The organism is Roseovarius sp. SCSIO 43702, from assembly GCF_019599045.1.
Classification (GTDB): domain Bacteria; phylum Pseudomonadota; class Alphaproteobacteria; order Rhodobacterales; family Rhodobacteraceae; genus Roseovarius.
In genome coordinates this window covers 3,320,994-3,332,968 of record NZ_CP080623.1, presented here as the reverse complement: position 1 = coordinate 3,332,968, position 11,975 = coordinate 3,320,994, and the positions used below count along the sequence as shown (strand labels likewise).

At 67.0% G+C, this 11,975-nt stretch carries 14 protein-coding genes; 10 read left to right on the top strand and 4 right to left on the bottom strand.

Translation table 11 applies throughout. The annotated features are described in order from the left end of the window. Nucleotides 1-21: 21 nt before the first annotated feature. Together K1T73_RS16335 and K1T73_RS16330 are read left to right on the top strand one after the other, a co-directional pair. Complete coding sequence (locus K1T73_RS16335; protein ID WP_220603790.1) at nt 22-972, top strand: ABC transporter ATP-binding protein; 951 nt, start codon at nt 22-24, stop codon at nt 970-972. Beyond that, nucleotides 969-1,328: a cupin domain-containing protein gene (locus K1T73_RS16330; protein WP_220601716.1), complete on the top strand. Its 360-nt coding sequence runs from the start codon at nt 969-971 to the stop codon at nt 1,326-1,328. Before K1T73_RS16335 ends, K1T73_RS16330 begins: the two co-directional genes overlap by 4 nt. 46 nt (nt 1,329-1,374) lie before the next feature. Here K1T73_RS16330 and K1T73_RS16325 read toward each other — a convergent pair whose 3' ends face one another. Continuing rightward, nucleotides 1,375-1,758 (bottom strand): HIT domain-containing protein, encoded by a 384-nt coding sequence (locus tag K1T73_RS16325; RefSeq protein WP_220601715.1) that lies wholly within the window; start codon nt 1,756-1,758, stop codon nt 1,375-1,377. 13 nt (nt 1,759-1,771) lie between these two features. After that, the gene (locus K1T73_RS16320) at nt 1,772-3,349 is read right to left on the bottom strand and encodes a DUF5928 domain-containing protein (protein WP_220601714.1); all 1,578 of its coding nucleotides are present in this window, start codon (nt 3,347-3,349) and stop codon (nt 1,772-1,774) included. A 146-nt stretch (nt 3,350-3,495) separates the two neighbouring features. Between K1T73_RS16320 and K1T73_RS16315 the strand changes: the two genes are divergently transcribed. Beyond that, nucleotides 3,496-4,314: a sulfotransferase family protein gene (locus tag K1T73_RS16315; protein ID WP_220601713.1), complete on the top strand. Its 819-nt coding sequence runs from the start codon at nt 3,496-3,498 to the stop codon at nt 4,312-4,314. A gap of 19 nt (nt 4,315-4,333) precedes the next feature. On the opposite strand, the gene K1T73_RS16310 is transcribed toward K1T73_RS16315, so the two are convergent. Continuing rightward, nucleotides 4,334-5,551: an MFS transporter gene (locus K1T73_RS16310; protein ID WP_220601712.1), complete on the bottom strand. Its 1,218-nt coding sequence runs from the start codon at nt 5,549-5,551 to the stop codon at nt 4,334-4,336. Between the two features lie 139 nt (nt 5,552-5,690). On the opposite strand from K1T73_RS16310, the gene K1T73_RS16305 reads away from it, so the two are divergent. Genes K1T73_RS16305 through K1T73_RS16295 form a run of 3 tightly spaced genes read left to right on the top strand, consistent with a single transcriptional unit; the run spans nt 5,691 to nt 7,710 of the window. After that, nucleotides 5,691-6,419 (top strand): cobalt-precorrin-6A reductase, encoded by a 729-nt coding sequence (locus K1T73_RS16305; protein WP_220601711.1) that lies wholly within the window; start codon nt 5,691-5,693, stop codon nt 6,417-6,419. Continuing rightward, nucleotides 6,416-7,045 (top strand): DNA-3-methyladenine glycosylase, encoded by a 630-nt coding sequence (locus tag K1T73_RS16300; protein WP_220601710.1) that lies wholly within the window; start codon nt 6,416-6,418, stop codon nt 7,043-7,045. The genes K1T73_RS16305 and K1T73_RS16300 overlap by 4 nt, the downstream gene beginning before the upstream one ends. Next, nucleotides 7,042-7,710 carry an alpha/beta hydrolase gene (locus K1T73_RS16295; protein WP_220601709.1) on the top strand — a complete coding sequence of 223 codons (669 nt, stop codon included), beginning with the start codon at nt 7,042-7,044 and terminating at the stop codon, nt 7,708-7,710. Before K1T73_RS16300 ends, K1T73_RS16295 begins: the two co-directional genes overlap by 4 nt. Here the strand turns inward: K1T73_RS16295 and dtd are convergent. Continuing rightward, nucleotides 7,701-8,147 carry a D-aminoacyl-tRNA deacylase gene (gene dtd / locus K1T73_RS16290; protein ID WP_220601708.1) on the bottom strand — a complete coding sequence of 149 codons (447 nt, stop codon included), beginning with the start codon at nt 8,145-8,147 and terminating at the stop codon, nt 7,701-7,703. The two genes, K1T73_RS16295 and dtd, sit on opposite strands and share 10 nt — an antisense overlap. Before the next feature lie 229 nt (nt 8,148-8,376). Between dtd and rfbC the strand changes: the two genes are divergently transcribed. The 4 genes from rfbC (at nt 8,377) to rfbA (ending at nt 11,815) form a co-directional block, all read left to right on the top strand. Next, nucleotides 8,377-8,943 carry a dTDP-4-dehydrorhamnose 3,5-epimerase gene (gene rfbC / locus K1T73_RS16285; protein ID WP_220603789.1) on the top strand — a complete coding sequence of 189 codons (567 nt, stop codon included), beginning with the start codon at nt 8,377-8,379 and terminating at the stop codon, nt 8,941-8,943. Next, nucleotides 8,940-9,986 carry a dTDP-glucose 4,6-dehydratase gene (gene rfbB, locus K1T73_RS16280; RefSeq protein ID WP_220601707.1) on the top strand — a complete coding sequence of 349 codons (1,047 nt, stop codon included), beginning with the start codon at nt 8,940-8,942 and terminating at the stop codon, nt 9,984-9,986. The genes rfbC and rfbB overlap by 4 nt, the downstream gene beginning before the upstream one ends. Continuing rightward, nucleotides 9,983-10,825, top strand: a complete 843-nt coding sequence (gene rfbD / locus K1T73_RS16275; protein ID WP_259400323.1) for a dTDP-4-dehydrorhamnose reductase — start codon at nt 9,983-9,985, stop codon at nt 10,823-10,825. The genes rfbB and rfbD overlap by 4 nt, the downstream gene beginning before the upstream one ends. Nucleotides 10,826-10,936: 111 nt before the next feature. Further along, nucleotides 10,937-11,815: a glucose-1-phosphate thymidylyltransferase RfbA gene (gene rfbA / locus K1T73_RS16270; protein ID WP_220601705.1), complete on the top strand. Its 879-nt coding sequence runs from the start codon at nt 10,937-10,939 to the stop codon at nt 11,813-11,815. Nucleotides 11,816-11,975 lie beyond the last annotated feature (160 nt).

Sequence of the window (11,975 nt, the reverse complement as noted above, 5' to 3'; positions counted from 1 at the left end):
GCCATGAGGAGCAAGAGGGCGATGTCGGGCAATGCCATTGAAATCCGGGGGTTGAGGAAAACCTATGGCGGATCTGGCCGCACGCCCGCCAAGGAAGCGCTCAAGGGTATCGACCTCGACATTCCGCGCGGCTCGGTCTTCGGGCTGCTGGGACCCAATGGCGCGGGCAAGTCGACGCTCATCAACATTCTCGCGGGCCTCGTGGTCAAGACGGCGGGCGACGTGCGGATCTGGGGTTTCGACCAGGACCGGAGCCCGCGCCAGAGCCGCGCCGCGATCGGGGTCATGCCGCAGGAGCTTCACCTCGATCCCTTCTTCGCGCCGCGCGCGGCGCTCGAGGTGCAGGCGGGGCTTTACGGTGTGCCCAAGCGCGACCGTAAGAGCGACGAGATCCTCGCGCTGGTGGGGCTCGAGGACAAGGCCAACGCCTATGCGCGCACGCTTTCGGGCGGGATGCGGCGGCGGCTGCTGCTGGCCAAGGCGCTGGTGCATCATCCGCATATTCTCGTGCTGGACGAGCCGACGGCGGGGGTGGATATCGAGCTGAGGCAGATGCTGTGGCAGAACGTGCGCAAGCTCAACGCGGACGGGATGACGATCATCCTGACCACGCATTACCTCGAGGAGGCCGAGGAGATGTGCGACGAGATCGCGATCATCAACCACGGCGACCTGGTGGCGCGCGACAGCACGGCGAACCTGCTGGGACGGCTCGACGGGAAGACGATGATCGTGACGCCCGAGACGCCGGTCGACCGCCTGCCCGAGGCCGCAGGCATGAGTGTCGAGACGCGCGAGGACGGGACGCTCTCGATCAGCTACAACCAGCGTCAGCTGCACGCGGGCGCGGTGCTCGACGCGGTGCGCGATGCGGGGATCACGATCCGTGACGTGCGCACCCGCGAGGCCGACCTGGAGGAGGTGTTCCTGAGCCTCACGCGGACGGTCGCGGCGAAGGAAGCCGCGCAATGAGCCGCGCGCCGAAACGTCTGCGGGCCGCGGACTGGCAGGCGCAGGAGGGCCGGTGGAAGGGCCGCTTCGAGGGCGCGCAGCTCGACACCGGCGTCACGGTCCTGTTCTTCTCGAGCGACGAGGTGGGGGCGGGGCCGGGCCTGCACGTTCATCCCTATGACGAGGTGTTCATCATCCGCCGGGGCCGCGCGCTCTATACCATCGGCGACGAGGTGATCGAGGCGAGCGAGGGCGACATCCTGATGGGACCCGCGCATGTGCCGCACAAGTTCGAGAATCTCGGCCCCGGCCCGCTCGAGACCACCGACATCCATCTGAGCGACCGCTGGATCCAGACCGAGATCGAGGAGGGGTGAGGCCCGACCGGGATCGAATATCCGGGCCGGGTGGATGCCTTCCCCGTCAGTCGCGGCGCGAGAGCATGGGTCCCATGTTGCGCCCGCCGAGGATGTGGAGGTGGTAATGCGGCACCTCCTGCACGCCATGGACGGCGGTGTTGGCGATGGCGCGGTATCCCTCGCCGCCCGAGCCCGGCGCCACGCCGGTCATCCGGCAGACATCGGCGACGGAGCGGGTGAAATCGACGATCTCGGCTTCGCTCGCGAGCGAGGCGAAGTGATCGTAGCAGACATAGGGCCCCTTGGGGATGATCAGCACGTGCACCGGCGCCTGCGGGTTGATGTCGTTGAAGGCGAGCGTGTGCTCGGTCTCGAGCCGGGTGTCGTTGGGGATCTCTCCGCGCAGGATCCTGGCGAAGATATTCTGGTCGTCATACTCGTAGCCCATGGTCGGCCCCTTCTCAGTCGGCGAACAGGTAATCGGTGCGCGCTATTTCAAGGGCCTTGTCGGGGGGGATGTCAAGGAAGCGGCCGATCTTGGCGGCGTTCTCGTCCGGGCTGTCGCTCTCGCGCATGGTGAAATGGTTCTCGAAACCCGCGTCGCGGATCCGGTCGCTTTCGAAGGTCATGTCGGAGCGGATCGTGGGCAGGAGCCGTTCCAGCGTTTCGAGCGGTGTCTGCTCACCGGCGAGCCCGACGCGCATGGCGTGGCCGATGAGGTAGTCGTCGGTGAAGACGCATTGCACCTCGAGCAGGCGGGTGACGGAGCGGTCGCTGCAGAAATCCTGAAGCAGGTCGAGATTGGCCGGGTCCATGCAGACGATGAGCTGATCGGTCTCGTAATAGTCGAAAAGCATCCGCATGAGCGCGCGGCGGTGACGGTGGCGTTTCTCCATCGTGGACTGGATGCCGCCGAGGTCGGGGAGCGGCGTCGCCTCCTCGTTGAAGAGGTATTCGATCGCCGGCATGTTGGTGACCTGGCGGATGCGGTCGAGCAGCCGCTTGGCGACGTGCCATTTCTTGCAGACCACGATCATCAGCTCACGCTCGCGGCCCAGCGTGCTTTCGGTTTCCCAGAAGCGCATGGCGAAGCGGCGCCCGATGCGGCCCCGCCCGGTCAGGAACTTGAAGAGAGAGCGCCCCTCGTTCGAGATCTGGAACGTGGCCTCGTCGTCGGAATAGAGCGCGCCCAGCCGCTGCTTGAGCGTGACCGCCTCGGGGCTGATCTTGCGCGCGAAGAGGAAATCCTGCGACAGCAAGAGGTCGTAGTGATCGTTGTAGAAGGTCTGGGGCATCCCGTAGTCGGTGAACATCAGGAAGGTGAGCGTGCGTGTCCTGATCTCGGCCTCGGGGACGAGGTGGCGCACGAGGGTCTGGAAGAACGTCTCGTCGGGGATCCAGGTGGTGCGGAAGAAGCGCATCACGTCGCGCCGGCGGCGGGTGAAATCGAGGATCCATTCGATCGTGCGCCGCCGCAGGCACCACCATTGGCTTCCGATCTGGACCTGGATGTCGGGCGGGATCGGCCGCGAGAGGCCGAGGCGTTTCTGCAGGCCCATGGAGGCGTAGAAGAGCCACTTGCGATTCCGCTCGTTGAACCAGTGCCGGTAGATCAGCCGCTCTTCCTTGATGCCGGTCTTGATCCAGTCGCTGTCGAAGAAATCGAAGCTTTCGATATAGTCGACATCCTCGGCATCGAGGAAATCATGGGCGTATTTCGCCGACTTGATCGCCGCGCAATCGCCCGACAGCATGTAGAAATGCGTGGCGCGCGGGAACGCCTCGACCGCGGCCTCGACCGCGTGGAGCGTGGCCTGCACGAGCGACCATTCCCCCCAGCCGCATTTGATCCGCTTCTTCGCGAAGACGACATTGGGATTGTCGGCCAGCGCCTCGCGGATGCGGGCATAGGCCGTGGCGCTGGCGCGGGCATCGAAATGAATCGCGATGCAATCGCCCGCGGCCGTCAGCATCTCGGCCTGTCCGATGATGGCATCCGGGTCCTTGTGACACAGGAGAATATACGCGATCTTTGCCATACGGGAAACAGACTGGCCCTTGTTTGCGGGATTGTTTACAGTGATAGTGCTGAATAAGCGTTGAATAAACAGGCATTATTAGCTTTTTTGGGAAGAAGGGCGCGGCTGGGGCGAAATGCGCCCAAGAGGCGGTTTGGAGGCAGGGTATGGGGTTTCCCGGCACGTGGATGACGGAAAGCGAAAGCGTGGTCTATCGGGTCGTGCCGAAATGCGCCTGCTCGACCATCGGTCAGATCATGTATTACTCGGATCATGGCGAGTTCTTCGACGGTGACATTCACGACGCCATGTCGGGGATGCACAAATGGGCCATCGACGAGAGCCAGCCGCTCATCACCGAGAACGTGACGTCGCACAAGTCCTACGCGTTCACCTGCGTGCGCAATCCCTATACCCGCATCCTCAGTTCCTTCTTCGACAAGATCTGCGGCATCCAGCGCAACGGCAAGCGCTATCGCGGGAAGCTCGTTCCGCTCCTCATCCAGAAATACGGGATCGAGGTGGGCGGCGAGGATGGCAAGCAGGAGTTCGACCAGATCAAGAGCTTCCGCCGGTTCCTTCTGTTCGCGCGCGACACGATCCGCTGGCGCCGCCCGATGGAGCCCGACATCCACTGGTCGGCCATGTCGGGGCATATCTCGACCTTCATCGTGAATGGCGGGACCTATGACAAGATCTTCTGGACCGAGAAGTTCAACGACGGGATGAGCGACGTGCTTAAGGCGATCGACACGCCGAAGAAGGTCGACATCAAGAAGATCCCCCGCTTCAACGAGAGCGAGGGGCACGGGCCCAAGCGCGCGCACCCGGTGGAGGATTACTTCGACGACCTGTCGATGCACCTGGTCTACGAGATCTACAAGCGCGATTTCGAGCTGTTCAAATACGACCGCGAAGACCCGTCGAACAAGATGCCGGTGGGCGAGATCGACCTCGAGGAAGTTCACAAGAAGCTCGGCGAATAGGTGGCGGCGCCCTCGGCGCTCAGGCGTCCCTGGGCCGCATCACCAGCCAGATGAGCGCGCCGCCGGCAAGCGCGAGGAAGGGTGCCATGGCGAGGTTGACCGCCGCCCAGCCCGCCTCGGCCGTGCCGCCCGAGCAGTTCATCAGACCCCCCGAGGCAAGCGAGGCGACGGTCACGCCGCCGAAGACCAGCAGGTCGTTGAGGCCCTGCATCCGCCCGCGCTCATGCGGTTCATGCGCGCCGGCGAGCATGGTGGTCGCCCCGATGAAACCGAAATTCCAGCCAAGGCCCAGCAGCACGAGCGCGATGAAGAAGTTGGCCAGGTCGACCCCCTGAAGCGCCACGGCCCCCGCGGCGGCGAGGATCACGAGGCCGAGGCCCAGGATCTTCTCGACCCCGAACCGCGCGATGAGGTGGCCCGTGAAGAAGGACGGCGCGAACATGGCAAGGACGTGGCCCGTGACCACGTCCGCCGCGGCGCCCTCGGTGAAGCCGCAGCCCACGACGGCGAGCGGCGTGGAGGTCATCACGAGGTTCATGAGCGCGTAGGAGACCATGGCGCAGATCACCGCGACGGCGATGCGGGGCGTCTTGATCAGTTCCCACCGGGTGCGCCCGCGCGGCGCGTCCTCGGCCGGGACCGGGGGCTTCGGGATGTCGAGGAAGAGAAAGAGCAGTGATCCCAGTAGGTTGATGACGATCACCGCGAAGTAGGTGCCGAGGAAGGGGATCACCATGGCCTGGCTCGTCACCTTGACGAGTTGCGGCCCGATGATCGCGCTCGCCAGCCCGCCCGCGAGCACGTAGGAGATCGCCTTGGGGCGGAACGCCTCGCTCGCCGTGTCCGTGGCGGCGAAGCGGTAGAATCCCTGCGCGGACATGTAGATCCCGGTGACGAGACTGCCCAGCAGGAAGAGCGGGAAGGAGGCGAGGTAGAGCCCGTAGGCCGAGATCGCCGCGCCGACGGCACCCGCGAGCGCGCCGAGCATGAACCCCGCGCGGCGGCCCGCACGCTGCATGAACCATGACAGCGGATTGGCCGAGAGCATGGAGCCGATCACGATGAGCGAGATGGGCAGCGTCGCGAAGCAGACATTCGAGGCCAGCGATTGACCGGCAAGTCCGCCCACGACGAAAACCATCGCCATCTGTGCCCCGAGGATCGCCTGGGCGAGCACCAGCACGATCACGTTGCGACGCGCGCGGGCGTCGTCGTCGGGGTAGGTCACATCGGTCATGGGCGATGTGCTACGCCCGTTTCGAGGAGGCCGCAAGGGCGCCCGGCGTTTCGCGATTGGCGCAGGCGGGGAGCGCGCCTATAGTCCGCCGGAAGATGGCCTTCGCGGTCCTCCTGTCGGTCTTGGGTTTGAGCGTTTCATGAGCATTCTCGTTCTGGGTGGCACGGGTGAGGCGCTGAAGCTTGCCGCGGTGCTCGCGGCGCGCGGGATGCCGGCGCTGCTGTCGCTTGCGCGGCGGGATCGGCGCGCGGCGGAGACGGGCCTGCCGGTGCGGACCGGTGGATTCGGGGGCGGGGCCGGGTTTCGCGCGTTCCTTTGCGGGCAGGGGATCGGTGCGGTGATGGATGCCACGCATCCCTTTGCGGAACGGATAACCCACCGCACGGTGGCCCTCTGCCGGGAGGCGGGGGTGCCCTATTGCCGGCTCGAACGGCCGGAATGGACGGCCGGACCGGGCGATCGCTGGACCATCGTGCCGGATGCAGAGGCGGCGGCGGGGTTGATCGAGCCCGGAGAAGTGGCGTTCCTCGCCACGGGGCGCGAGAGCCTCGGTGCCTTCGCGGGGCTGCGTGAAAGCGTGATCCATTGCCGCGTCCTGACACCGACCGACGAGCCCTTTCCCCTTCCGCGCGGCGGGTTCGTGCACGGCACGGCGCCCTTCTCGGTCGAGGGGGAAAGGGCGCTCTTCCGCGCGCTCGGGGTCGACTGGCTCATCCTGCGCAACGCGGGCGGCGAGGGTCCGCGGGCGAAGTTGGTCGCGGCGCGCGAGGAGGGGCTGCGCGTGGCGATGATCGCGCGGTCCGCGCCGCCGGACGCGCCCTGTGTGACGAGCGTGGACGCGGCGGTGAACTGGCTGGAGGGGATATGAGCGAGCGGATCATCGAGACATCCGAGGACGTCGAAGAGGGGGCCGAGGCCCTGGCCGCGCTCTGCCCGCGCATGGCCGAGGCGCGCGGCCTGGTGGGGCCGCTGCCGCTGCGGCGCAAGCCGGAGGGTTTCGCCGAGCTTCTGAGCGCGATCGTGAGCCAGCAGGTTTCGGTCGCCTCGGCCAGCGCGATCTGGGGCCGGATGGAGACGGCCGGGCTGGTGACGCCCGAGGCGGTCGCGGCCGCGGATGAGGACGCCCTGCGCGCCGTGGGGCTGAGCCGCCAGAAGATGCGCTATGCCCGCGCGCTGGCGGAGGCGGGGATCGATTTCCGAAGCCTGCGCGCGATGCCGTCCGATGCGGTGGTGAACCGGCTGGTGGAGGTGCCGGGGATCGGGACCTGGACGGCGGAGATCTACGCGATGTTCTCGCTCGGCCGGGCGGATGTGTTCGCGCATGGCGATCTTGCGTTGCAGGAGGCGGCGCGCGTGCTCTATGGCCTGCCGGAGCGTCCGAGGGAGCGGCAGATGCGCGAGATGGCACAGGCGTGGCGCCCGTGGAGATCGGTTGCGGCGCGCATCCTCTGGGCCTACTACAGGGTCGAAACACAACGGGAAGGGATCAGATGACGCGCGTTCTTGAGGCGGGCCGGCGGGAGGCCCGATCGGGCGAGACCCGCTCGGTGGTGGTGTTTCTGCACGGCTATGGCGCGAACGGGGCGGACCTTCTGGGGATCGCGGACGTGCTGGGCGAGCATATGCCGGACACCGCGTTCGTGGCGCCCGATGCGCCCGAGACGATCCCGATGATGCCCACGGGCTACCAGTGGTTTCCGATCCCGTGGATCGATGGCTCGAGCGAGGAGGAGGCCGAGCGCGGCCTGCTCGCGGCGGCCGAGGATCTGAACGCGTTTCTCGATGCGCTGATGGTGGACGAGGACCTGCTGCCCGAGCAGGTTCTTCTGTTCGGGTTCAGCCAGGGGACGATGATGGCGCTGCACGTGGCGCCGCGCCGCGAGGACGCGGTGGCCGGGATCGTCGCGTTTTCGGGGCGGCTCCTGCGGCCCGACCTGCTGGCCGACGAGGTGGTCGTGCGGCCCCCGGTGCTGCTCGTTCACGGGGACGCGGACGACGTTGTGCCGCCGCAATCCCTGCCCGAGGCGGCGGAGGCGTTGCAGGGCGCGGGGTGGAAGGATGTCTATGCCCACGTGATGAAGGGCACCGCGCACGGGATCGCGCCGGACGGCCTTCAGGTCGCGCTGGCTTTCATGCGCACGCGGCTCGGCTATGACTGAGTATCCAGCCAGATCGTGACGGGGCCGTCATTCGTGAGCGTGACGGCCATGTCGGCGCCGAATTCGCCGGTCTGCGTGGCGATGCCGAGGTTATGGAGGCAATCGGTAAAGACCTGGTAAAGCCGGCGGCCCTCCTCGGGGGGTGCAGCGGTCGAGAAACCGGGGCGGTTGCCGCTTCGGGTATCGGCGGCGAGGGTGAACTGGCTCACGACAAGGGCCGAGGGGGTCTCGGCATCCAGGAGCGCGCGGTTCATCCGGCCGGATTCGTCCCTGAAAATCCGCAGCCTGGCGACCCTGGAGGCAAGTTTCCGCGCCTCGTCCTCGCCGTCACCCTGCATGGCGCAGACGAAGACCAGGAGGCCGGGGCCGGTTTCGCCGACCACCCGGCCATCGACGGCGACGCGGGCGTCCGAAACGCGTTGCAGAAGGGCGCGCATGAGAAATCCTCGCAAAGGTTAACGGGCCGCACCCTACGTCGGTATCGTGTCGGTATCCATGTCGGTATCGCGTCGGTGGAAGGTGAGTCGCGCAGATCGTGACGCCAGCGCACGCAGGCCGGAACCCGACGCCCGTCAACCCTTGGTTCATCATTTGGGGTTATTCATCGTGACAAGAGCAGGGGGCATTGCTACTAGCGAGCCCAGCGAGAGACGGAAAGTGCGCATGATGGATGTTCAGGAAACGGCCCTGCCGGGCGTGCTTCTGCTGACGCCTCTTCGTCATGGCGACGAGCGCGGCTTCTTCAGCGAAAGCTGGAGCCGGCGCACGCTGCGCGAGACGGGAATCGACATTGATTTCGTGCAGGACAACCATTCGCTCTCCGAACGCGCCGGCACCGTGCGCGGCCTGCATTTCCAGGCGCCGCCCCATGCGCAGGACAAGCTCGTGCGCTGCGGGCGCGGTGTGCTTTTCGACGTGGCGGTCGATATCCGCCAGGGCAGCCCGACCTACGGGCAATGGGTGGGCTACGAGCTGAGCTTCGAGAACGCGCGCCAGCTTCTGGTGCCGGCGGGATTTGCCCACGGGTTCGTCACCCGCGCACCCGACACCGAGATCATCTACAAGTGTTCCGCCTACTATGCGCCCGATTGTGACCGTGCGCTGCGGTGGAACGACCCGCGCATCGGTATCGACTGGGGCATTTCCGAGGCCGATGCGATCCTCTCGGACAAGGACGCGCGCGCCCCGGACCTTGCCGGCCTCAAGAGCCCGTTCGAATGGAGCGGCCCGTGAAGATACTCGTGACAGGCGGTGCCGGGTTCATCGGATCGGCCGTGGTGCGGCAGGCGATCGCCGCCGGTCACGAGGTGGTCAACCTCGACGCACTGACCTATGCCGCGTGCCTCGAGAACGTGGTGCAGGTGGCCGGGCATCCCGCCTACGCGTTCGAGCGGGTCGATATCCGCGACGCCGGGGCCGTGCAGGCGGTGTTCGACCGCCACGCCCCGGATGCGGTCATGCACCTGGCGGCCGAAAGCCACGTGGACCGGTCGATCGACGGGCCGGGAACCTTTGTGAAGACCAACATCAACGGCACGTTCAACCTGTTGCAGGCCGCGCGCCTCCTCTGGGAGGCGAAGGGGCGGCCGGACGGGTTCCGGTTCCACCATGTCTCGACCGACGAGGTCTACGGCACGCTGGGCGCCACCGGGCTCTTCACCGAGGAGACCCCCTATGCGCCCAACTCCCCCTATTCGGCGTCGAAGGCGGCGAGCGACCACCTCGTCCGCGCCTGGCACGAGACCTACGGCCTGCCGGTGGTGGTCACGAACTGCTCGAACAATTACGGGCCCTACCAGTTTCCCGAGAAGCTGATCCCGGTCGTCATCCTCCGGGCGCTCGCGGGCGCGGCCGTGCCGGTCTATGGCAAGGGCGAGAACGTGCGGGACTGGCTCTACGTGGAGGACCATGCCGACGCGCTGTTGACGGTGCTGGCGAAGGGCGCGGTGGGGCGCACATACAACATCGGCGGGGAGAACGAGGTTCGCAATATCGACCTCGTGCGGATGATCTGTGCGATCCTCGACCGCCTGAAGCCCGGCCCGGCGCCCCATGCGGAGCAGATCGCCTTCGTCACGGACCGCCCCGGCCACGATCTGCGTTATGCCATCGACCCGTCGCGCATCCGTGCCGAACTCGGCTGGCGACCGTCCTGCACCCTGGAGGAAGGGCTGGAGCGGACCGTGAGATGGTATCTGGACAACGAGGACTGGTGGCGTGCCCTGCAGGATCGCGAGGGCGTGGGCCGGCGGCTGGGGCGGGGGTCGGGGCGGTGAGGATATTGATCTTCGGCCGCACCGGCCAGGTCGCGACCGAGCTCGCGCGGCGGGCCATGGTGGTCGCGCTGGGCCGGGCCGAGGCGGACCTGCGCGACCCGCAGGCGCTGCGCGACGCGGTGGAGGCGCACGCGCCCGACGTGGTCATCAACGCCGCGGCCTACACGGCGGTCGACCGCGCCGAGGAGGAGCGGGCCGAGGCGCAGGCGGTCAACGCCACGGCCCCCGGCGCGATCGCCGGTGCCTGTGCCGCGCGGCGCATCCCGTTCCTGCATGTTTCGACCGATTACGTCTTTGACGGCAGCGGATCGCGCCCGTGGACCCCGGAAGACCCGGTGGACCCGCGAAACGTCTATGGCCGCACCAAGCTGGCCGGGGAAAGGGCGGTGCGCGCGGCGGGCGGGACGCACGCGATCCTGCGCACGTCTTGGGTGTTTTCCGCCCACGGAACGAATTTCGTCAAGACGATGCTGCGCCTCGGCGCGGGGCGCGACGAGCTGCGCGTGGTCGATGATCAGGTCGGCGGACCGACGCCCGCGGCGGATATCGCGGCCTGCCTGCTGACGATGGCGCGCGCGATGACGGACGGGCAGGAGGGCGGCACCTATCATTTCGCGGGCAGCCCCGCGACAAGCTGGGCAGGGTTCGCGCGCGAGATTTTCGCGCAGGCCGGCATGGGGGTCAAAGTGACGGGTATCCCGACGGCGGAGTATCCGACGCCAGCGACGCGCCCGGAGAATTCGCGCCTCGACGGGGAGAGCCTGACACGGGATTTCGGGATCGCGATGCCGGACTGGAAGGCCGGGTTGCGCGACGTCCTGGATGCGCTCAGGGGTTGAGGGCGATGGCGCGGGACAGGGCGATGTTGTTGTCGGGCGGGTGTTCCCCTAGGCAAAGCGCACGGAGAGCGGTGCGGAAGGGCGGTGAGATCAGATGCGGAGAGTTTGGCAATGACGCAACGTAAGGGGATCATCCTGGCCGGGGGCACCGGATCGCGGCTTTTCCCGATCACCGGCGCGGTATCGAAGCAATTGATGCCGATCTATGACAAGCCGATGATCTATTTCCCGCTGTCGGTCCTGATGCTCGCGGGGATACGCGAGATCGCGGTGATCACCACCCCCGGCGACCGGGCACAGTTCGAGCGGCTGCTGGGCGACGGATCGCAATGGGGTCTCGAGATGACCTATATCGGGCAGCCGTCGCCGGACGGGCTGGCGCAGGCCTACCTGCTGGCCGAGGATTTCCTGGCGGGGGCGCCTTCGGTGATGGTGCTGGGGGACAATATCTTCTTCGGGCACGGGCTGCCCGAACTGCTGGCGGCGGCGGATGCGCGGACGACCGGGGGCACCGTCTTCGGCTATCGCGTCGCGGACCCGCAGCGCTATGGCGTGGTGGCCATGGATGGCGACGGGACGGTGACCGGCATCGTGGAGAAGCCCGCCGAGCCGCCTTCGAACTACGCTGTGACGGGGCTTTACTTCCTCGACGCCAGCGCGTCCGAGAGGGCGCGCACGATCACCCCCTCGGCGCGCGGCGAGCTCGAGATCACGTCGCTCCTGCAGACCTATCTCGACGAGGGCAGCCTGAGCGTGCAGCAGATGGGCCGCGGTTACGCGTGGCTCGACACCGGCACCCATGCCAGCCTGCTCGACGCCGGGAATTTCGTGCGCACGCTGCAATCGCGGCAGGGCCTGCAGGCCGGATGCCCCGAGGAGATCGCCTATGAACAGGGGTGGATCGACAGCGCGCAACTCAACAGCCTCGCCGACCGGTACAGCAAGACCGAGTATGGCGCCTATCTCAAGCGGTTGCTGAAGGAGGGCTGAGCGGGGCGGCCTTCGGGGATGGCATCGTCCGGCGTGAGGATGATGCGGCGAGATGTCGAAGGCGCCGGGGTGCGTATCTGTTAAGGGTGCAGCGTCAGGCGAGGCGTCGTATGGGGTGCGCGGTTTCAGGCGGTCACGAGCCGGACGTTGAACCGGCGGT